General features: G+C 66.3%; 19 protein-coding genes and 1 pseudogene. 16 read left to right on the top strand and 4 right to left on the bottom strand.

Features of this window, described 5'->3' with window-relative positions; genetic code table 11:
- Positions 1–8 precede the first annotated feature (8 nt).
- From KIH31_RS15625 to KIH31_RS15600, 7 genes and pseudogenes are all read left to right on the top strand, one after another.
- Positions 9–956, top strand: coding sequence for a LysR family transcriptional regulator (locus KIH31_RS15625; RefSeq protein ID WP_214428057.1), 948 nt, complete (start codon positions 9–11; stop codon positions 954–956).
- A gap of 150 nt (positions 957–1,106) precedes the next feature.
- On the top strand, positions 1,107–2,081 hold the full coding sequence (locus KIH31_RS15620) for an IS481 family transposase (protein WP_214428056.1): 975 nt from the start codon (positions 1,107–1,109) through the stop codon (positions 2,079–2,081).
- Between the two features lie 653 nt (positions 2,082–2,734).
- On the top strand, positions 2,735–4,546 hold the full coding sequence (locus KIH31_RS15615) for a glycosyltransferase family 2 protein (protein WP_214428055.1): 1,812 nt from the start codon (positions 2,735–2,737) through the stop codon (positions 4,544–4,546).
- A 206-nt stretch (positions 4,547–4,752) separates the two neighbouring features.
- A pseudogene (locus KIH31_RS18520) lies at positions 4,753–4,986 on the top strand (lecithin retinol acyltransferase family protein); the annotation flags it as partial.
- Between the two features lie 129 nt (positions 4,987–5,115).
- Positions 5,116–7,293, top strand: coding sequence for a bifunctional diguanylate cyclase/phosphodiesterase (locus KIH31_RS15610; RefSeq protein WP_250546078.1), 2,178 nt, complete (start codon positions 5,116–5,118; stop codon positions 7,291–7,293).
- 258 nt (positions 7,294–7,551) lie between these two features.
- Positions 7,552–8,133 (top strand): recombinase family protein, encoded by a 582-nt coding sequence (locus KIH31_RS15605; protein ID WP_214428053.1) that lies wholly within the window; start codon positions 7,552–7,554, stop codon positions 8,131–8,133.
- 1,341 nt (positions 8,134–9,474) lie between these two features.
- Positions 9,475–10,446: a magnesium transporter CorA family protein gene (locus KIH31_RS15600; protein WP_214428052.1), complete on the top strand. Its 972-nt coding sequence runs from the start codon at positions 9,475–9,477 to the stop codon at positions 10,444–10,446.
- Positions 10,447–10,950: 504 nt separating this feature from the next.
- On the opposite strand, the gene KIH31_RS15595 is transcribed toward KIH31_RS15600, so the two are convergent.
- The gene (locus KIH31_RS15595) at positions 10,951–11,592 is read right to left on the bottom strand and encodes a DedA family protein (protein ID WP_214428051.1); all 642 of its coding nucleotides are present in this window, start codon (positions 11,590–11,592) and stop codon (positions 10,951–10,953) included.
- Between the two features lie 84 nt (positions 11,593–11,676).
- Positions 11,677–12,384, bottom strand: a complete 708-nt coding sequence (locus KIH31_RS15590) for a phosphatase PAP2 family protein (protein ID WP_214428050.1) — start codon at positions 12,382–12,384, stop codon at positions 11,677–11,679.
- Between the two features lie 152 nt (positions 12,385–12,536).
- Here KIH31_RS15590 and KIH31_RS15585 point away from each other — a divergent pair, with 152 nt between their 5' ends.
- Positions 12,537–13,208 carry a response regulator transcription factor gene (locus KIH31_RS15585; RefSeq protein ID WP_214428049.1) on the top strand — a complete coding sequence of 224 codons (672 nt, stop codon included), beginning with the start codon at positions 12,537–12,539 and terminating at the stop codon, positions 13,206–13,208.
- 127 nt (positions 13,209–13,335) lie between these two features.
- On the opposite strand, the gene KIH31_RS15580 is transcribed toward KIH31_RS15585, so the two are convergent.
- Positions 13,336–13,632: a hypothetical protein gene (locus KIH31_RS15580; RefSeq protein ID WP_214428048.1), complete on the bottom strand. Its 297-nt coding sequence runs from the start codon at positions 13,630–13,632 to the stop codon at positions 13,336–13,338.
- Between the two features lie 100 nt (positions 13,633–13,732).
- Positions 13,733–15,127 carry a cell wall metabolism sensor histidine kinase WalK gene (locus KIH31_RS15575; RefSeq protein WP_214428047.1) on the bottom strand — a complete coding sequence of 465 codons (1,395 nt, stop codon included), beginning with the start codon at positions 15,125–15,127 and terminating at the stop codon, positions 13,733–13,735.
- Positions 15,128–15,284: 157 nt separating this feature from the next.
- Here KIH31_RS15575 and KIH31_RS15570 point away from each other — a divergent pair, with 157 nt between their 5' ends.
- The 8 genes from KIH31_RS15570 to KIH31_RS15535 all read left to right on the top strand — a co-directional run bounded on the left by KIH31_RS15570 (position 15,285) and on the right by KIH31_RS15535 (position 21,468).
- A complete protein-coding gene (locus KIH31_RS15570) occupies positions 15,285–15,614 on the top strand; it encodes a hypothetical protein (protein ID WP_214428046.1) in 330 nt (109 codons plus the stop codon).
- 216 nt (positions 15,615–15,830) lie between these two features.
- On the top strand, positions 15,831–16,580 hold the full coding sequence (locus tag KIH31_RS15565; RefSeq protein ID WP_214428045.1) for an ABC transporter ATP-binding protein: 750 nt from the start codon (positions 15,831–15,833) through the stop codon (positions 16,578–16,580).
- Positions 16,577–17,503, top strand: coding sequence for an ABC transporter permease (locus KIH31_RS15560; protein WP_214428044.1), 927 nt, complete (start codon positions 16,577–16,579; stop codon positions 17,501–17,503). The genes KIH31_RS15565 and KIH31_RS15560 overlap by 4 nt, the downstream gene beginning before the upstream one ends.
- A complete protein-coding gene (locus KIH31_RS15555) occupies positions 17,500–18,531 on the top strand; it encodes an ABC transporter permease (protein WP_214428043.1) in 1,032 nt (343 codons plus the stop codon). The genes KIH31_RS15560 and KIH31_RS15555 overlap by 4 nt, the downstream gene beginning before the upstream one ends.
- Positions 18,532–18,534: 3 nt before the next feature.
- On the top strand, positions 18,535–19,113 hold the full coding sequence (locus KIH31_RS15550; protein ID WP_214428042.1) for a hypothetical protein: 579 nt from the start codon (positions 18,535–18,537) through the stop codon (positions 19,111–19,113).
- Positions 19,114–19,347: 234 nt separating this feature from the next.
- Positions 19,348–19,803, top strand: coding sequence for a DUF3566 domain-containing protein (locus KIH31_RS15545; protein ID WP_214428041.1), 456 nt, complete (start codon positions 19,348–19,350; stop codon positions 19,801–19,803).
- A 275-nt stretch (positions 19,804–20,078) separates the two neighbouring features.
- The gene (locus tag KIH31_RS15540; RefSeq protein ID WP_214428040.1) at positions 20,079–20,762 is read left to right on the top strand and encodes a DedA family protein; all 684 of its coding nucleotides are present in this window, start codon (positions 20,079–20,081) and stop codon (positions 20,760–20,762) included.
- Positions 20,763–21,315: 553 nt separating this feature from the next.
- The gene (locus KIH31_RS15535; RefSeq protein WP_214428039.1) at positions 21,316–21,468 is read left to right on the top strand and encodes a DUF3566 domain-containing protein; all 153 of its coding nucleotides are present in this window, start codon (positions 21,316–21,318) and stop codon (positions 21,466–21,468) included.
- The last annotated feature ends 122 nt before the right edge of the window (positions 21,469–21,590 follow it).

Raw genomic sequence — 21,590 nt, 5'->3', positions numbered from 1 at the left:
ATTCTCTGATGCTCAGCCCCCGGATACCGGATCTCTCCGCCCTGGAAATGCTGGCCGCGGTTCATGATCTGGGGTCCCTCTCCGCCGCCGGGAAGCATCTTGGGCTGTCCCAGCAGGCTGTCTCCTCCAGGATGCGTTCCCTGGAGTCCCGGATCGGGTCCGCCCTGCTGACCCGGACACCGCGGGGATCCACCCTGACAGAGTCCGGTGTACTGGTCGCCGGGTGGGCGGCGGAGGTCCTCGCAGCCGCGGAACGGCTGGACGCCGGGATCGCCTCGCTCCGTTCCGACGCCGCCCGGCAGCTGAAGGTTGCGGCCAGCCAGACCATCGCCGAGCACCTGCTGCCGCTCTGGCTGGTCGCGTTGCGCCGCCAGCAGGAGAGCCTCGGACTTGTCCCCACTGTCGTAGAGCTGACGGTGAACAACAGTGAAGCCACCGTAGCCCTGGTCCGATCCGGACAGGCAGCCATCGGCTTCATCGAAAGCCCGCACCTTCCCCCGGACCTGAGCGCCGCGGCGGTGCAGGACGATGACATGGTCCTGGTCGTCGCCCCGGAGCACCCCTGGGCCCGGCGCCGGACCCCTGTCACAGCAGCCGAACTGGCAGCAACCGCGCTGGTCACCCGGGAACACGGCAGCGGAACCCGGGACGCCCTCGAGCACCTGCTCACCGCCGCAGAGGCCCCGCCCCTGGCAGATCCGCTGGTGGAACTCTCCACGACGGCGGCCGTCCGCTCCGCCATCACAGCCGGCACGGCCCCCGGAGTACTCAGCGCACTCGCCGTCCGCGACGACCTCGCCCTGCAACGGCTCATCGCCGTTCCCGTCCGAGGGCTGCCCCTGCGCCGCACCCTGACCGCCATCTGGCAGACCGGCACCACACCACCGCCCGGACCGGCCCGTGACCTGGCAGCCATCGCCGCCAGAGCTGTCCCGGGAGCCGGCACCCGGCCGTAAGTCATGAAACCAGGCGACTTCGCGTGTGACTTTCGGCGATAAGTGGCGGCGTTCTAGCTGTACTGAGTCAGGACGTTGGTTACATCGTGAATAGGTGAGGACCTCTTAGGTTGGTGGTTACCACACACAGCCAACGATTAAGAGGTCCTCATGTCCCACGGTAATGCCCGCCTTACTCCGAACGGTAGGCGGATCATCATCGAGCGCGTCCTCGCCGGCCGTCCCGTCGCCCACGTGGCCAAGGAGATGGGCGTCTCACGGACGTGCGCGCACCGCTGGATCAGCCGTTACCGGTCCCACGGCTGGGACGGCCTTGAAGATCGCAGTTCCCGTCCAAGGTCATGCCCGCACGCCACGCCGGCGAAGGTTGTTGCCGAAGTCCTGAGTCAGCGGGTCGAACACCGTGACGGGCCAACGGACCTGGCGGTCCGTTGCGGGGTCAGCGCCCGGACGGTTTCCCGGATCCTGGCCCGGGCCGGCATGCCCCGGCTCCGGGACCTGGACCCGGTAACGGGGACACGTATCCGGGCATCCCGTGCCTCCGACCGCCGCTATGAGCGCGACGCCCCGGGAGACATGATCCATATCGATGTCAAGAAACTCGGCAGGATTCCCGACGGCGGCGGTTGGCGGGCAGACCCGAACCAATCCGCCCGCAACCATTCCACAGGCCACACAAGGGCCGGTTTTGATTACGTCCACGTGGCCGTGGACGACCATTCCCGGTTGGCCTACGCCGAGGTCCTACCCGACGAGAAAGGCCCGACCTGCGCCGGGTTCCTCACCCGGGCCGCCGCGGCCATGGCAGCCAACGGCGCACCGGTCAAACGGGTCATGACCGACAACGCCTTCGCCTACCGGCTCTCCCGCGACTTCCAGGACGCCCTCGCCCGGCTGGGGGCCAAACACATCCTGATCAAACCCCGCCATCCATGGCAGAACGGCAAAGCAGAACGCTTCAACCGCACCCTGCAAGAAGGCTGGGCCTACCGCCAACCATTCACTTCCAACCAAGCCCGCACGGACGCCCTGCAGCCATGGCTAAACTTCTACAACAACCACCGCCCACACGGCAGCCTCGGAGGAAACCCACCCATCAGCAGATGCAACCAACCTACTGACTGAGTACAACTAGAGAACGCCGCCTCGCTCTGGATAAGGCGCTCCGGGACGTCGTGGCCGGGAAGCTTGATAAGCATTGGTCACCCGCGCAGATCAGTCGCTGGCTCAGGCGCCGCTGGTCCAAACGCAGGTCCTGGCATGTCTGCGCCGAGACCATCTACGAAGCCGTCTACCGTGGCCTCATTGCCGCGCAGGACAGTCTCACACTTCGCACTGGCCGGACGTACTGCCATAAACGTGGACGCGGCAGGACCCGTGAAGGGGCGTTGAAGCAGTCCACCAACATGAAGCCGATTAGCCAACGCCCTGCAGTCGCCGAGACTCGCACCCGCATAGGGCAGTGGGAAGGCGGTCTCATCATCGGCAAGGGTCCTCGCCGGTCCACTCTGAACGTTCAGCGCGGGAGCCGACGCCCGCCGGTGCGGGTATGCTCGCTTCGTATCGTGCATTGATCTAGCTGAGGGGCTCACGTGCCGGTTGATCCGCAGCGCCTTAATGTAGTTGCAGGGTTGAGGGATTCCCCGGCATCAGCCGGAGGTGCCAGGGCGTTGTCCAGGGCTGGCATTGCGGGCTGGGCGGCGCGGCTGGGTTCGCCGGGACCGGAGGACCCGTTCTCCCGTCGCATGGCCCGCCTGGGCGGGGTCGTGGCGGTCGCTGTGCTGATTCTGTATCTTCTCTGGCGGGTGATGTTCACGATGCCCGCTGGCGGTTCGAACCTGATGATGGCCTGGGTCCTTGTCGGTTTTGAAGCGCTCCCTTTGGCAGGGCTGGTCCTGAAGGTTGTGTCGTTGTGGAACATCAACAGCCAGCCGCCTTTACCGGTCACGGAAGCGCCCGGGGGGATGCGTGTGGCTGTGCTGATCCCCACCTACGACGAGCCTGTTGAAGTCCTGGCCCCGACAATTGCTGCTGCCTGCGCCCTGGAACCGGCCCATGAGACGTGGGTGCTCGATGACGGTGACCGTGCCTGGGTTGCCCAGATGTGCGCCGCGTTCGGTGCCCGGTATGTCCGCCGTGATGACCATGACCATGCCAAGGCCGGGAACATGAACCACGCGCTTAGGCTGATGGCTGCGGAGGAAGATGAGGGGGCGGACGGTATCGATATCATCGCCGTGTTGGACTGCGACCATGTTCCTTTACCGGCTTTCCTGACCGCGACCCTGGGCTGGTTCACCGACGAGAAAGTCGCGCTGGTTCAGGGCCCGCAGTCGTTCTATAACAGCGGCGCTTTTGATGATGACGGCATCACCGGTGAGCAGGGGATGTTCTTCAACGTCCTGATGCCTTCGCGCAATGTTCCCGGGGCCGGCCCGTTCTGGTGTGGATCGACCTCGCTGCTGCGGGTCAAGGCGTTGCGCGAGGTCGGTGGCGTGGCGACGGAAACGATCACCGAAGACATGCACACCACCTTGAAGCTGATCCGTGTCGGTTGGAGGACCGTTTACCACCACCAGACCCTGGCGGTCGGTCTGGCCCCTGCAACACCGGACCAGTATCTGCTTCAGCGCCGGCGCTGGGGTATGGGGGCGATGCAGATTCTGGTCCGTGAGCGGTTGTGGGCTGCCAAGGGCTGGATGTCGTGGCGGAACTATCACGAATACCTTCAGGGCACGTTGTGGTGGCTGGAGGGCATCGGGACTCTGGTCGCTTTCCTGATCCCGGTGGTGGTGATGTGTTCCGGTGCGAAGACATCGACGGCGGATCCGGTGGTTTTCGGTGCCGTGTTCATCCTGATGTTTTCGCTGCGTCTGTGGGGTTCCAAACGGCTGATGCGTCAGGAGATCCACTGGCCGACCGCTTTCGCCCTGCGGATCTTCCGTGTCCCCGTGGGGTTGGCCTGTCTGTGGTGGCTGATCTCCCGGAACGTCCTGGAATTCCAGGTGACCCCCAAAGGCGGAACCGATCTGCGACGGCGGGGAAGGACACCGCCCGTGTTGAGCGGCATGATCGTAACCGTCGCAGCGGTTCTTCTCTACGCCGGCGCGGGGGTGATGGGATGGGTGCCCTGGAGGGCTGACCTGAGCTCAACGGTGGCTGCGGGCTCCTGGCTGCTGCTGGCCGCGATTGTGCTTGTGATGGGTACCCGGCGGATCCGCGCCGCGGACTACGCCACCTCGCGCCGGAACGCCTACCGCACCGTGGTGTCGGCCCCGGTAGAGATCAATGGGGTCCACGGCGAACTGGTGGATATCTCGGTAGGCGGCGCAGCCGTCCAAATCCCGCAGGGCGCGTTGCCGGGCTCGGGTGCGGTCAGGCTTGAACTTCCCGGCACGGCGCCGGTGACCCTTCAGGTCCTCCGGCTGATCCCGGGGCCGGAGGGTAGTCAGACGGTGTCCTTGAAGGCGGCCGAACGTGACTGGGAAGCCTACCGGATCCTGTCGCTGTGGCTCTTCCACACCCCGGAAGGTGCGTTGCCCCAGTTCCCACAGGGAGTGCCCGCGGTCGCGTCTCTGCGGGTCCTGTGAATCATCAACGCCCCCTGGCACGCGGCCGCGTGTGGGGCTGTGACAAGGCGAAACGTCATCGCTGTGCTATGAAAAGGGATTAAGAGTTCCCTACAAGAATTCAGGACGTACGCATTGGTCAGGACAGCCCCGGTATTCGTTCCGTGCTCTTTCTGTGCGCCGGTTCCCGCGCGTGTTGGCTCAGAGATGCGGGAGGATGTTGACTAATGCGGGGTGATCACATTGTTGTGCACCGTGCTGACGGGTCCCATCACGGCGTTGATGTTGGGGACGGTCGTGTCATCCACTGCGAGGAACCCTCCGGGCCCGAGGCCGGGGATCCGATCATCCGTTACGCTGCGCTGGAGGAATTCGCTCCCGGGAACATAGCGGAGATCCGGGAGCATCGTGAGCGGCTGAGTGTTGAGGAAACGGTCGAACGGGCCAAAAGCCGTTTAGGGGACCACTGCCTGGGCGGGGACCAGGGCGAGGATTTCGCCCTGTGGTGCGTGACTGGCCGCACCCCTGACCGGCCCTCGAGCGGGTCTGCTTCACGTGGAGCGGCCAGTGCTGCTGAACCGGAGAACGGTTTGCCCAGCGGTTTCATCCCGGGTGTTCCCCGGTCCCTGTTCGGGGCCGGTATTGCCGATGCCGGTATAGGGCGGGAGCGGAGCCTGCGGCGTGAATGGTCCCGCGCGTTCGTGGTGTTGCTGGTGCTGCTGATTCTTGCCGGGGCCGGGTCTGTGGCGGGGATTCAAAACGTGATGGACCATATGCAGGGGACGGTCGGCCAGCTCCAGCGTGAATCCGACAGTGTCGCAGCCCTGCGCACGGCCATGATCGGGCACGAGCAGGCCGGGCAGCAATTGCTTTCCGGGGCCCCCGTGGACAAGGCTGCCTTCCTGGCACAGCAGCAACAGCTACTGGACCTGTTTGAAAAAAGCCCAGCAGATTTCCCGGCAGGCAGCGACGCGCACGGTATCCTGGGCCGGGCCGCCCGGACCTGGCAGGACGGACTCAGCGCTCATGGCTTGTGGGGAACCCAGGTGCAGGGCCTGAACGGAAACCGTGCAGCGGAGATACCGGCTTTCGCTGCTTCCAGCGACGCAGCCCGGGAACTTTTGAACCGGCTTCACAGCGCTTCCCTCGATGCCATGAATGAAGGCACCGCGTACGGCGCCCGCCTGGAACAGACCCTGGTCGTTTTCCTCATCGCAGTGTTCGTATCCGCCCTGGCGGTCACCGTCTACTTCCGGCGACGGATGCTCACCGACCTGATGGGTCCGGTGGACATCCTCCACGCAGGTGTCCTCAGGCTGCAGGCCGGGGACTACAACTACCGCATCAACGTCCCGCGCCGGGACGAACTCGGAGAACTCGCCGGTGCTTTCAACACCATGGCCGAAGCCCTGCACAAAAGCTACCTGGCCCTGACCCGCCGCGCGACACAGGACCCGCTGACCGGGCTGGCGAACCGTGCCGCCGTTTCCGAGCAATTGAACTCGTTGTTCGCCCCTGACGGCCCCCGACAGGACACCGGTCAGAGCCTGCTCTTCATTGACGTCGATGACTTCAAAGACATCAATGATTCCCTGGGTCACGAGGGCGGGGACGCGCTGCTGATCAGTCTGGCGGCCAGACTCAAAGGGTGCGTCCGCTCCCGGGATGTCGTCGCGCGCCTGGGCGGGGATGAATTCGCCGTCATCATCACCGGCGGAGACGCGAACACGGCCGGGGAAATTGCCGAACGCATCCTGCGCGCCCTGAACGTGCCGTTCCTCCTGAACGGGCACCGCGTCACCATCACCGTCAGCATAGGCATAGCGCACAAGCACCCCGGCACCCGGGACGCTGCGGAACTGCTGCGCCAAGCCGACTTCGCCATGTATATGGCCAAAGGCTCCGGAAAGGCCCGGTACCAGCTCTTCGATTCCCACATGTACAACCAGATGGCCGATCACGCCTCACTCAGGGCCGACCTCGCCGAAGCAGCTCCTTCCGGGCAGCTTCGCCTCGACTACCAGCCCGTTGCCGATCTGAAGAGCGGGGCGATCCTCGGCGTTGAAGCACTCGTGCGCTGGGACCACCCGGTCCTGGGGCTGCTACAGCCCCAGGACTTCATCCCGCTGGCCGAAGAAACCGGGGACATCGACGCCATCGGCTGCTGGGTACTGGACACCGCGGCCCGCCAAGGCACCAGCTGGCGCGAAAGCATTCACGGGCGTGAGAACCTCTGGGTCGCGGTCAATCTCTCCACCCTCCAGCTGCCCAACCCCAAAAACCTCGCCGCCATCAAAGCCATCCTGGACCAGCCCCAAGCCCAACCGGACCACATTGTTCTGGAAGTAACCGAAACGGCTCTCGCCACCAGCGCCGACGGCGGCATCACCGCGCTCACCGCGCTGAAGGAAAGCGGGGTCCGGATCGCGATCGATGACTTCGGAACAGGCTACTCATCCCTGAGTACCCTCGCTGCCCTCCCCGCCGACATCCTGAAAATCGACCAGTCCTTCCTCGCCCGGGTCACCTCCGATCCCGCCTCCCTGGCCATGCTCGAAGGCATCCTCGGGCTCGCCGGCAAACTCCGCCTCGACGTCATCGCCGAAGGTATCGAAGAACCCGAACACATCGAACTGCTCCGCCGCCTCGGCGCCAAAATGGGCCAAGGCTACCTGCTGGCCCGCCCCGCCCCCGCACAAGCCATCCAAACCCTGCTGGCCTCCGGCCAGCCCCTCCCCACAGGTCACGCACAGAACCTGAACCACTGACCCTTAACCGCCCCCGGTGGACGATGACCGCAGGGAGGTCGCTGCGGCAGCGGCGGACAGGTTCAACCCCGCACGGCACGCGGCGGATGGAGTAAGCCATGGCTGCTGCGCGGCTCTACCGCAAACGGTCGTCTGCGATAGGGTCGCCGCCGTCTCCCTGCGTGAATGCCAGGCCCGAGCTGCGGCCTCACAAAACCCGCAACGAAATCTAAACAACGAAACACTCCCTGGAGTATGGGTTTTGTTAGATCGGAAGGCATGGGACACAAAATCGGGTACGCGAGGGTCAGCACCACCGACCAGGACCCCCGGCTGCAGCTCGATGCACTCGACGCCGAGGGCTGTCTGAAGATCTACAAAGACACAGCGACCGGCACCAAAGCCGGCCGGCCACAGTGGGCCCGCTGTCTGGATGACCTGCGGCCCGGAGACACCCTGGTCGTCTGGAAAATCGACAGACTCGGACGGAACCTACGCGACCTCATCGACATCGTCACCACCCTCGACGAACACGACATCGGCGTCCAATCACTGACCAACGGAATCGTGGACACCACCACCGCCCACGGGAAACTCGTCTTCGGAATGTTCGCGCTCATGGCCGAATACGAAGCCGCACTGATCCGGGAACGGACCCAGGCCGGACTCATCGCCGCCAGGGCCAGAGGACGCAAAGGTGGACGCAAACCCAAAATGACCCCAGAGCTCATCAACAAAGCTCAGCGCATGTACGACGCGCGGCAATTCACCATGGCCGAAATCGCTGCCTCCTGCGCCGTCACCCCCATGACCATCTACCGCAACATACAAACCACCAAAGCAGTGCCGGAGCACCCTTAGCGTCAACGGCTGCACCGAAACTACTCAACCCCAAGGCTCAACCACACCTAGATTGCCCCTGGGGACACGCTCAGGAGTACTGGGCCGAGGTAAGAGGTTTGTATGCGTGGTGGCCGGCCGGCGGGACGTCCGCGGACGGGATTGAGAGCTGCGGCGCTGCTCCTGTGTACATAGGGGTCTCGGACCACGTCGCCAATGACGTGCGCGCGGATGCGATAGGAGCGGGAACCTCGGAGTTTCGGAAGAAACTGGCCATAGTCCTGCCCTCGATTCTGAAGATCCGCCCGGCGCCCGGCGCACGGCGCTCAGCGATGAAGAAACATCGTTGATGAACGTATGGATATCGGAGCGTCTTGCCCTGAGCTGGTGCGAGCTTGCGCATGCAAGACAGTATCAGCGTGCGCTGAGCGCGGCGTTCGACCCGGTCCTGAACAGGCGGCACATGGACGCGGAGGATTTTTTGGCTCAGATCCCGATCTGCCGCCCGGCGTGAGTGGGACGCCGTCAGCCCGACCGACGGGCCGCCCGAGGGCGGTCTCCGCTCCTTTGTCTTTCGCTCCTTCCTCAGCCGCGTCCTGACACCCATGCCTCGCCGGCGCCGGTCGGGGCGGCAGCGCAGCTGCAGCAACGCCGGTGTTGGTGTCGCCGCCCTGGATGACTACGGAACGGCGGACTCCACCCTCGCGCTACTTCAGGTACTTCCATTGAGGACCGTCAAAATCGCCAAGTCCTTCATCGGCGGGATCGCCGCGGCCGCGGTCCCGGTGCTTTACGTGCTCTGGCGGGTGGTGTTCACGATGCCGACTGGGGCCCGGATTTGGCCGCGGCCTGGGCCCTTGTGGCCTTCGAAGCCCTGCCCGTGGGCGGGGTTATCCTGAACGCGGGTGGCCTTGTGGGACATCGACAGCCGGGCCCCTGCACCGGTCCTGGCCGACCCGCACGGGATGCGCGTGGCTGTCCTGATTCCGACGTAGAACGAGCCTGTTGAAGTCCTCGCACCGATTGCGGCCCCGGCGCGCCCTGAAACCCTTCCACGAAACGTGGGGCCTGGACGATGGGTGCAGGAAGCGGGTCAAGGACATGTACGCAGCCTACGGCGGTCATTATGTGGACAGGGAACACCACGACCATGCCAAGGCTGGAAACACGAACTACGCCCTGGCATTTATGGCTACCCCGACCTGTTGCGGCATACGGTGAGGGGACCGCAATGGGACTGGCTAAACGCCAGTGCCAGTAACCGTACTCAGCCGATTCAGAGCAGGGGTGCGACTTTCCGTCGGCGGTGGGATGTCGCCGCGGTCGGGAATTCTTCAAGTTCCTCCCCGTACCATTGGCCGGATGGTGTTCATCCGGTTGTACCGTGAAGGCAAGCTCGAGCGCGAGGACGTCGCCGTTCAGGAGATCGAATCCCTCGCCCGTCAGGACGACGTCGTGTTGTGGATCGACTACACGGACCCGGCGCCCGATGACCTCTCCGTGGTTGAGACGGTCTACGGGCTGCACCGGCTCGCGGTCGAAGACGCCGTGCACGACTTTCAGCGGCCCAAGCTCGACCGCTACCCCCACCACCTGTTCCTTTCCGCGTACGAGGCCAGGCTCACCCCCGGCAGCAGCGACCTCGCCGTTGCCGAGATCTCAGCGTTCATCACCCGCAACGCCCTGGTCACCGTCCACGGACCCGACTTCGACACCGACGGGCTGAGGGCGCACTGGGACGCCGAACCAGATCTGGCCGCCCACGGGGTGCCGTTCCTCTTCTGGGGGCTGCTGGACATGATCGTCGACGGCCACTTCGACGCCGCCCAGGAACTCGACGGCTGCATCGACGCCCTCGAAGATTCCCTCTTCGATGACCACATGCCCGACCACGACCTGCAGCGCCGGACCTTTGAGGTCCGCAAGAACCTCGTCCGGCTGCGTCGGGTTGTCCTGCCCATGCGCGAGGTCCTGAACACGCTGCTGCGCCGCGATGACCTCGTGGGCTGCAGCCCGGCCATGCAGCCCTTCCTGCAGGACGTGTACGACCACGTCCTGCGCGTCTCCGAATGGACCGAATCCCTCAGGGACCTGGTGACCACCATCCTGGAAACGCACATCAGCATCCAGGGCAACAACATGAACCTCATCATGAAGAAGGTCACCAGCTGGGCCGCGATCATCGCCGTCCCGACCGCTGTCACCGGATTCTTCGGCCAGAACGTCCCGTTCTTCGGCTTCCAGGACCAGTACGGGCTCTGGCTCTCCATGGGCCTGATGGTCTTCGGCACCGCGTTCCTCTACGGCATCTTCAAGAAACGCGACTGGATCTAGCCCCCTGCCTGCCAACCCTGGCTGATGTCCCTCTGACGAGCCGGCGGCCCTCAAAGGCGCCTTCATCGTGCGTTTCAACGCACGGGTCGTACGAACAGCGAAATTCCCATGTTCCGTCCGTTTCCCGGAGCAGCGTCTCCAGGCGCGCAGCGGATGGAGCAAGCCATGGCTGCTGCGCGGCTCTACCGCAAACGATCGTCTGCGGTGGAGCCGCACCCGTCTCCCTAGGCGAATGCCAGACACGGGCGCCTTGTCGATCCGTTCATGGTGGAAGATCTCGTTGCCCTGGGCCCGCGTCAGAGACCGCTGAAGGGCCCCGGGGGGCTCCGCGAACGTCCTGATCAGGGCATCGCCGCCGTTCTGCGCCGGGCGTGCGCCACGAATGGGACGAGCACCGTGAGCGTGGGGTTGCGCTCAGTGAGCGTGGCGCTGGCCGGTGGCGATGATTAGATCGCGTTCCTTGCGGTGTTGTTGTGGGTGATTCCGGCTGGCGGTCCGGCGCGCTCAGTCGGGGGTGCGGGCAGCCGTCGCCGGGTTTTTGTCGTGGTTGCGGGCGCGCCGTCGGAGGCGCCATGTGAGCAGGGCGACTGCGGCGACTGCTGCCGCCAGGATGGTGCCGGCAGTGCCGAAAGAGGATGCGAGGGCCTGGTAGCTGTTGCCGCCGAAGTATCCCAGCAGCACCGCACCTGTTGCCCACACGACGCCGCCGGCCGCGTTGTAAGCGAAGAAACGTCGGTAGGGCATGGCCGCGGTTCCCGCGAGGGCGGGCATCACGGCGCGGAAGAACGCGGTGAACCGTCCCAGGAAGACCGCTGTTCCGCCTTTGCGGCGCAGCAGGTCCCTGGCCGTCTCGAGCCGGGCCTGCCGGTTGCGCAGCAACCGTGTTCGCAGCAGTCGGGGCCCGAAGCGCTTGCCGATTTCGTAGCCGGCGGTGTCTCCTGCGATGGCGGCGGCGGCGACTGCCGGGATCATGACCCACAAGCGGGCGTGTCCTGTCGCGGCCATGAGACCGCCCAGGATCGCTGCTGTCTCTCCGGGAATGATGAAGCCGACGAAGACGGCGTCCTCGGCGAAGACGAGAGCCGTGACGATGGTGTAGAGCAGGGCCGGCGGGGCGTGCAGGACGGTGTCGACGAGGGCGTTCACGGCCGGGGCGCCGAAGGGCGGAGGAACGGTCGTCCTGCGCCGGTGAACACTCTCCCGGGCCGGGGAAGGGATCTCATGGAACCCTCAATTCCCGGCCCGGGCCAGCCGGGCCAGGCGTGGTAGCCGTGTGAGGCGGGGGAAGAGAAGCCTGTTCCAGACGAAGAGCCAGATCAGGATGCCGCCGGCGCTGATGAACACGGACCCGGCGACGTCGGTGGGGTAATGCACACCCAGATACACGCGGGACAGTGCCACGACGCCGGTGAATAGCACGCCCGCTGCGGCGGCCGTGAGGCGCTGGTTGCGGTTGTTGGCCAGGACGAGGATAACTGCGAGGGAGAGCGAAGCGGCGAAAGCGGTGTGGCCGCTGGGGAAGCTGTCAGCCCTGGTTTCAATGAGCAGCGCATGCACGGCATCGGTCGGGGGACGCAGCCTGGCCACGGTGAACTTGCCGATTCCCGAGCTCAGCCAGCCGGCGGCAGTGACGGAGCCGAAGGCCAGGGATTTCATCGGTTCCCGTGCCACCCACATCAGCCACGCGGACACGGCGGCGATGATCGCCACGGCGGCCGGGGGCCCGATCAGGAAGTGGATGATGAGTGATCCGGCGCTGAGCACCGGGGCCCGGGACTCGCCCAGTTCCACGTCCACGGCAAGGTCCGGGCTGGCCGCGCCGTAGGACTTGGACACAAAGCCCAGCAGAAGACTCAACGCGAAAAGCACCGTTCCAGCGGCAAGGACAAACCAGCTGCGCAGCGCCGGCAGGGGGTTGGGGAGTCGGGGAACGCTCATCATTCCTTCACCTTGATGGTTGTTGACCTCATTTTGGCCAGGGCCGGCTGAGAAAAAGCTGAGGAACCCTCTTCCTCAGGAATCACTCAGAAGCTTCAGGCCATACTGGAGCCAACCCCGGACCATGCCGGGCGTGAGCAGGGAGGTGCCGGGTGCGGGTATTGGTGGTGGAGGACGAGAAGGTTCTGGCCGAGACGCTGCGGCGGGGCCTCACCGGCGAGGGCTTCGTCGTGGACGTCGTCCATGACGGGGTGAGCGGGCTGTGGGCTGCAACGGAGAACCCGTACGACGCGGTGATCCTGGACCTGATGCTGCCCGGCAAACACGGCTACACGGTCCTGAAGGAAATGCGCGAACGCCTGATCTGGTCCCCGGTGATGATGCTCACCGCCAAGGACGGCGAATACGACCAGACCGATGCCTTCGACCTCGGCGCCGACGACTACCTGACCAAGCCGTTCAGTTTCCTGGTACTGGTCGCCCGGCTGCGGGCACTGATCCGGCGCGGGGCCCCGGAACGGCCCGTGAACCTCACCGTCGGGTCCTTGGTGCTGGACCCGCTCCGCCGGTCAGTGCACCGGCACGGCACGGAAATCAGTCTCACCGCCCGGGAGTTCGGGCTGCTGACGTATCTGATGCGCCGCCCCGGGGAAGTGCTCTCCAAGGCCGAGATCCTCGACAATGTCTGGGACCCCATGTTCGAAGGCGGCGACAACGTCGTGGAAGTCTATGTGGGGTACCTGCGCCGGAAAATCGACGCCCCGTTCAAGACGAACACCCTCCTGACCGTCAGGGGCATGGGATACCGTCTCCTCCCCGACTGACATCGGCGCCGCTCTTTCAGCGGACACCGGTCCCCGGGAGCGATTGAAGGCGGCCCCTGCTTGGAGACAGATGCCTCGCGCCCGGCCGGCGCGTCGGGCAGCAGGTCGCGCGGGACCGTAGTGAACCTCAAAGGACCCCGGCGCTGAACCGGCCCAGCGTAGGTGGGGCTGCTTCGGTCAGTTCGAGCTCCTCTTCGACTCTGCGCTCATCCGTGTGGCTCTCATGCGGGTAGCCGGTTGGCAGATCCAGATCCCCGGCCGGTCCCGCGGCCGGACGGGCCGCGCCTGACGGTGATGCGGTGCTCCCCGCAGGTGCGGCGGCAGCCCCCGGCCCGCGGAGGCTGCCAGGTGTTCCGGCGCCGGCCCCGAGCATGAGCGCGCCGATCAGGGCCAGGGATGGGAAGGCTGTCCTGCGAAGGTCCATGACTACCACTGTTGGGCATCGATCCTGAGGATCCACTGTGATCAGGTCTGCGTGATCAGGGCTGCAGGCGGGCACCGGGATTGATCTGGGTTTCGGTGATTTAGTTCTGTGGCAGGTCGATGGTGAAGCGGCAGAGCCCGTCCGGGCCGGTGCCGGCGTTGATCGTGCCCCCGTGGGCTTCGGTGAGGGAGCGGGCGATGGACAGGCCCAGGCCGCTGCCGCCGGTGTCTCTGGACCTGCTGTCGTCGAGGCGGACGAACCGGCCGAAGATCCGTTCCCGGTCCGCATCGGGTACGGGTGGCCCGTCGTTATCGATCGTCAGCCGGGCCCGCCCGTCTTCGCTGTTCAGGGTCAGGACCACCAGGGTCGCTGCGTGGCGCTGTGCGTTATCGAGTACGTTGCGCACGACCTGGGCAAGGCGCCGGGCGTCGCCCTGGACACGCACGGGGGTAAGGTCGGCCCGGATGCGCAGCGACGGGGGCGCCGTCGCACGGGCGCGGGCTGTTTCCCGGGCGACTACGTCGTCGAAGTCCACGTCTGTGCGCTCGAGCCTGAACGCGGCGTCGTCGCTTTTGGACAGGGTCAGCAGGTCCTCGATCAGATCCCCCATGCGGCGGGCCTCGCCGGCGAGCAGCGGTGCCAGCTGTTTCCACTGCCCGCTGCCTCCTTCGGAGGAGGCCACTTCCAGGCCCGTGCGCAGGGAGGTGAGCGGGCTGCGCAGTTCGTGGCTGGCATGGGAGAGGAACTGTCGTTGGCGCACATCGGCGGCCTCGATCCGCTCGAGCATCGCGTTCATCGTCACCGCCAGCGCCTGAAGCTCATCCCGCGTCGGCGGGACCCCTACCCGGGATCCCAGGCTTCCGGGGCTGACCTGCTCCACCTGGGCGCGGATGAGCTCCACCTGCCGCAGGGACCGGCCCACGAAGTACCAGACGGACACCCCGACAATCAGGAGCAGGAACGGGGCGGCCAGGAGCAGGAACAACGCCACGGTGCGCAGAGTGTCGGATTTAACCTGCACGTTCTGGGCCGCGAGCACCACGTACTGCTGGGAGCCGGAGCTGACCCCGACGGCCACCACATAGTAATCCTCCCCCGCCCCGAGTGCCCCGGCGTTGGCCAGTTGCTGTGCTGCGGTGGTGCCCGGGGCCGGGCGCAGAAGGCTCAGCGGTCGGGATGCCAGGGCAGGTTCGGAGGCGTGGACGACGTGCCCGCCGCTGTCCAGGATCTGCACCGCGATCGTCCCGGCCGCCCCGGTGGAAATCGCCTGCCCGGCCTCGTTGACGTCCTGCCCGGCCACCAGTGCGGCCACATCGTGGGCCTTCGTGCGCAGCACGCTGTCGGTCGCGGTCGTGAGCGCGTTCTGCAGCAACAGCAACAGCAACAGCCCACCGGCCGCCAGGGCGCCGGCAACCACGATCACGGCCACGGCGGTCGAGCTGGTACGTATCCCCCACGCCCGGCGCCGGAACAGGGACGGAACCCGCAGCAGCATGCTTCCCAGCATTCAGGCCCGGCACGATTCCCGCAACCCGGGCCCCTGTGCCGGCCCTCAGCGATCCTCACCGTCCTCTCAGGTCCCCTGGGGCAGGGTGGTGGCATGGCCGATAAGCCCGCCACCCGGCGGACCGGCCGGCAGGAAAGGATTCATCATGCAGGTCAAGACCAGAATCACCGCGGCCGCTCTCGGACTGATCGCCTTGGCAGGCATCGGCGCCGGAGCCGCCAACGCGGCCACCACGGCCCCGCCCGCCGCGTCCTCCGCGTCCTCCGCGACCGCCGCATCCACCGCCGTTGACGCGCCCACCCCGGGGGAGACCCCCGACACCGCCGGCGCCCAGACCTCGGGTGCCCGGACCTCGGACGGCAAGGACTCACCGGAGACCGCCGGTAAGGAAGCCCCGGGCGCGGCCGGCAACGGCGCGGACGTGCAGCAGAGCGGGGAGCACACCGACCCCGGGGACGCCCCCGGTTCCCGGTAGGACCGGTCCGGCGGGGTGATCCTCTTGCCCGCCGGCTGATACTTCCCGTCCCCCGCGGGAAGCACGATGGCTGTTCCCGGCGCGCCCCCGCCGGGAACAGCCATTTTTTCGTGCCCGGAACGCGGCACACGCCGGGGTCTTCCGGCCCCGCCGCCGTGCCCGGGGCGGCCGGTTGTCTCAGCGCTTCCTCAGGGACCGGTGGCTAGCGTTCGGGGTATGGCAGAAACAAGCACAGCGGTCCGGGTCGAGGACCTCACCAAAAGCTACGGTGCCCGGCCCGTGCTGCACGGAATCAGTTTCACTGTCGGCGCCGGTGAGGTGTTCGGGTTCCTGGGCCACAACGGTGCCGGGAAAACCACCACCATGAACATCCTGACCACCCTGGTGAAACCCGACGCGGGCAGCGTGCGTCTTTTTGACACGGATGTGCGTGAGGACCCGCGCCGGGCACGCGGGCTGCTGGGGTACCTTCCGGAGAACGTGAACTTTTACGACAACCTGACCACCACCGAGAACCTGTGGTACCTGGGGCGCTTATCGGGTTTGCGGGACCCGCGCCGGCGGATCCGTGAAGTACTCGAATTCCTGGACTTCACCGCCCACGCCGACCGGCGGGTGGGCAGTTTCTCCAAAGGGATGCGTCAGCGGGTCGGTCTGGCCCAGGCCATCCTGCATGCCCCGAAGGTCCTCTTCCTCGACGAACCGGCCTCCGGACTGGACCCCGCCGGCGTGAGGCAGCTGCGGGAGCTGATCCTGCGGCTGAACCGCGAACTGGGGATGACGATCTTCATGAACACCCACCAGCTCGCCGAAGTTTCCCTGACCTGCACTTCGATCGGGGTGCTCAGCGCCGGCGCCCTCGTCTACCAGGATTCCCTGGCCGCGACCCTTGACAGGTTCCCCGACGAGGCGTCCCTGGAACAGATCTACCACCAGGTCGCCGGCGGCGTGCGGAGCATGGGATGAGCCCGGCCCTGGTCGTCGCGGCCCACGAACTGCGCTCGGCGCGCCGGGACACCACCGTCCTGCTGGTCCTCGCGCTTTTCCTGGGCATGACCCTGCTCGCGGGCGTGATCGGATACACCAGTTCCAACGCCGTGGACACCACCTACCGGTTGAGCAGCGACCTGCTCCACGGCGCCGTGCCGGCCAACCCCTTCGATACGGTGTCCCGGCTGTCGCTGCAGCGAAACCTTCCCATCTACTTCTTCCTGCTCGGGTCCCTGCTCGCCGTCGTCCTCGGGTCAGGCACCGGCATCGCGGACCGTCACAGCCGCACCGTGGCGCTGCTGCTTTCCCGGCCGGTCTCACGCACCTGCTGGGCTGCGGGCAAAATGCTCGCGGTCCAGGCGGGACTGGCCGCATGCCTGGCCGCAGCACTGGCCGCAACACTGTTCCTGTGCCTGCTGGTCCCGGCCCTGGCCCTGTCCTGGGCCCAGACCGGCCGGCTGGCCCTGTTTTTCGCCTTCTCCTACCTCTACCTGTCCCTGTTCGCCCAGGCCGGTCTGATCGCCGGCATGCGCGCCAGGTCCCGGGCCGCTGCCCTGCTCGGACCAGTCGCCTTCTGGGTGATCACCGGATTCGTGATCCCGCAGCTGAGCACCGCCGCTGAACCCACCGCCACCCTGAACCCCGCAGCCCTCACCGCCGCCGCACCCGCTGCCGGGATCACCGGCACCCTCCACAGCATCCTGGGCCCGCTCAACATCGCCGCCGCCTACAAACAGGTGTCCTCCGGGCTGCTCGAATACGGGCCCCTCACCTCCCCCGGACCCCTTCTCCAGGCCCACGGCATCGCCCTGGCCGTCATGACAGCAGCGGCGCTGGGCGCCGCCGCCCTGGCCCTGCAGGCGGCCCGGCGCACCCCCGCGGCGGAGGCCCTCCGATGAGCGCGAGCGTGTCCGCGCCCCGGTCCCGGTCCCGCACTCCCGGGTACGGGTTTCCCGCCGCCGCGTTCCTTGCCGTCGCCGGAAAGGAAATCAGGGACGCGTTCAGGGACCGCACCCTGCTGATCCTGACCCTGGCACTCACGGGCCTGGTCGCGGTCTCCGTCCTGGGCGCCTCCTTCGCGTTCCATGACAAGGTCACCGCCTACCAGGCGGCCGTTGCCCAGCTCAAAGCCGCCGGGCAGCCCACGAACATCCTCACCGTCCCGCAGTACTCTCCACTGCAAATGCTGCGCAACAGCATCGAATACATCGAAATCGTCGGCGCGGTCCTGGCCGTCCTGCTCGGCCACCTCTCCGTTGCCCGGGAACGACGCAGCCGCACCATGGACCTGATCCTGACCCGCCCCGTGCACCCGCTCGCCTACATCGGCGGCAAGATCGCCGGCGCCGCCGTCCTGCTCACCGCGGTCAGCGCCGTCCTCTTCGGTTTCGCCGGCCTGAGCCTGGGCCTGCTCGGCTCCGTGCCGCTGACCGGGGCCGAATGGGTCAAAGTCCTCACCGCGGCCGCAGCGGCGGCCGCGTACCTGATGATCTTTTTCCTCACCGGGGCCGCCCTCGCCGCCGTCATCGGCAACCAGTCCGCGGCCCTGGTCCTGGCCCTGGCCCTATGGGTGGCCTTCGTCCTGGTCCTGCCCCAGATCGGGGACACCATGGACGTGGACAACATGGTGCCCGGCGGGCTGTTCAACAGCCTGCACCTGGCCAAAGACCAGCAGAGCACGGTCCTCGGGCATCTCCAAGGCTACGAATGGGTGCGCAACGCCACCGAAGTGCTCAGCCCCACCAAACACTTCGAACGCCTGGACTTCGCTGTCCTGGGCATCAAAGACATGTACAACGGGCACCCCCTCGCAGAAATCCTGCGCGCCCGCGCCGACAACACCATCACCCTGGCCTGCGTGCTCACCGCAGCCCTGGCCGCAACAGTGACGGGCTTCGCCCTGAAACGAAACGACTGGAGAAACTAACCCATGCACCCCTCAGCAAAAACCGGACTCGCCGGCACCGCCCTGGTCCTGGCACTGGCCCTCACCGGCTGCGGCGCCGCAGCCACCACCAACGCCGCCCCGGCCGCCACCTCCCACACGGCCGGCACCAACCCGCAGGACGTCGCCCCGGGAAGATACCCGAACCCGATTACCAACACCTCCACCCGACCAGGTCTGAGCGTGACCAACGCCATCGTGGAAAACAACGTCCAGCCCGGCACCCAGACACCAGTCAACGACCACCTCGAACTGCAGGCCCGAAACGATACCGCCAAACCCATGAGCGGGCTCCAGATCTTCTACACCCTCACCGACACCGCCACCGGGGCCAAGGAAAGCTACTCCCGGGACCTCACCGGCCTCACCATCGCCCCGCACACCACCTCGACCATCCACTTCGACAACGGCACGAGGCCAGGACACTACGGGATCAACACCAACGGCATGTACTACAAATCCACCGACAAAATCGACTTCACCATCGAACTCAGCGCCCCCGGGTACAAACCCGTGAACCTCACCGTCTCCAAAGCCGCCGGCGGCGCCGAAAAGAAAGACTAGAAACAACCAACCCCAAAAGATGACCGCGCACCCTGAAACACACACCGGGCCCCCAACACCCGGTGTCCGCCCCGCACCGGCCGCCACGTCCGATGAACCCGACGCTCCCGGTAACCCCGAGCCCCCGCCCTCTCAGCTGCCTCCCAGCACGGGACGAGACACTAACCGGCAGCCCCACCCCCGCACGAAGCAGTAAACGGCCGCACCGGCCGCCAACACACCAAAGGAGCCGACATGACCATGCCCCCGCCTGCCCGCTCCCCCGCCCCGGCAGGGACCGCACAACCGCGGTTCCCCGACGCGGCGCCGCCCGCACCGGCCGGTGTGCGCCGGGCACGGCTCGTTATTGGCAGTATCTCCCCGTTCAAAGTCCTGAGAACCGTGTTCCTTGTCTGTGTGGCCCTCGGCGCCGCAACAGTCATCGCCCTGGTCCTGCTCTGGCTCATCCTGACCGGTACCGGGCTCATCGGCCAGTTCGACGCCTTTCTTTCCGCCCTCATCGGCGCCCCCGGCGGCACCCCCGTGGACCTGCAGCACACCATCAGCGTCGGGCAGGTCGCAGCCTTCGCAACGGCCCTCGCCGTTGTCAACACCGTGCTGCTGACCACCCTGTCCACCCTGGCGGCAGTCCTCTACAACGCATGCGCAAAACTTGTCGGAGGGATCGGGGCCACCCTGACCGACGGATAAAAGCCCATTCCCGGCCAGCCCCTCTCACCGCTAAAGCACGGCAAGGAGCTGATGAAACAACCTAAGCGCCCCGCCGGGCGCCTGCCCACCGGCCCGGGCAGGTTTCCCGGCATAAACGAGCCCGGCAAAGCCAACACTGGGCACACCTGTCACCCGGTCAAAGACACGCCCAAGCCAAGGGAACCCGTGCCGGTTCGCCCCGGCCATCGGCAAGCGAAACCCGGTCGGTGATTTCCTCAGCATCCGCTCAGCCGCCGGGGTCTAGGCTTGAGCACATGCGTCTTCCCGTTTCCCTCTCCGGAACCGCCGTCCACCCGGTCACGGGCTTACTGCCGGCCTGGATGGACCCGAACGTGTTCCTCCGCGACCCGTCCGTGTCACCGTGGCTGCTGCTGGTAGTGTGCGCGTTCCTGTTCATCGAAACGGGCCTGCTGGTCGGGTTCTTCCTGCCGGGCGATTCGCTGCTGTTCACCGCCGGGCTGCTCGTGGCCACCGGCACCGTAAACCTGAGCATCGCCGTGCTGGCCGGGGCAGCATTCGCCGCCGCGTTCGCCGGCGACCAGACCGGCTACCTCATCGGACACAAAGCCGGCCCCGCAGTCTTCAACAAACCACAGTCACGGCTGTTCCGTCAGGAATACGTCGAGCGGGCCCACACCTTTTTCCAACGGTACGGGCGGCGGTCAGTCATCCTGGCCCGCTTCGTGCCGATCGTGCGCACCTTCATCCCGGTCGTCGCCGGCGTCGCGCGCATGCAACACCGCACGTTCATCGCCTTCAACGCAGTCGGCGCCCTCGCATGGGGCATCGGCGTCACCCTGCTGGGGTTCTGGCTCGGGCAATACGAATGGATCGGGCGGAACATCGACCTGATCTTCATTCTCATCGTCCTGATCTCCGTGGCCCCCATAGGCGTCGAACTGCTCAAAGCACGGCGGACCGGCACCGCCGCTGACTGAACCGACAACGCCCCATCTCAGCCTGCACCCAGCACCGACCGGCACAGGACCAGCACCGTCCCGGCCACTATCCAGTGCTTCCACCACCTGCCCCGCCACCACCGAGGCAGCGGCAGCGGAAAGAACCACGGCGCTAGCCAGCTCAATCGGCCGCAACCCGGGAGAGCGCGAATTCCAAAACGCCTCACGAGCACCTCGGAACCATCCAAGGACCTGTACGCGGCCCCTCGAAAGCGCTGACGGTTCCTCAGCAGCGACCCTTGGAACGACTCGCCTGCCTCTGGCGGGCACGCCCCGCCGGGCCCTGACTTTAAGACCACCGTCGGGGGTTCTGCCGTTCCGACCGGTACGCCGGGCACGGCTGGTGCTCTCGACGGTTTCTCCGTGGCGGGTTTTACCTGTGGTGTTCCTTATCTGCGTCGCCCTAAGCATCCTGACGGCGATGGCGTTCACCTGCTGTGGATTGTCCTGAACGGTACCGGCTGATCGGGCAGCTGGATTCGTTCCTCTCCAGGACAGGAACGTCAGGTGCCACACCGGTGGATCTGCAAAAATGATCAGCATCGGGCAGGTAGCGGCATTCGCCACCGTTTTGGCCCTGGTCAACACGGTCGTGCTGACCATCACGTCCACTGTGGCCGCCATGGTGTACAACGCGGGCGGACAGCTCGTCGGCGGCGTCTCGGCTACATTGGCAGACGGGTAACCACCAGCTCCCGGCCGGCGCGCGGCCATCTCCACTCCCGGGCTCCTCTCTCCCCGTTTTCCCGCAGCCTCCCTCACCGCACCGAGTCAGGAGACCACGCGGTGCACGCCTCCGGCTCAAAC

The sequence above is a fragment of the Paenarthrobacter sp. DKR-5 genome (assembly GCF_018531425.1).
In the GTDB taxonomy this organism is placed as follows: Bacteria; Actinomycetota; Actinomycetes; order Actinomycetales; family Micrococcaceae; genus DKR-5.
The sequence above is the reverse complement of the archived record's forward strand: the minus strand, read 5'-3'. Positions and strand labels throughout refer to the sequence as shown.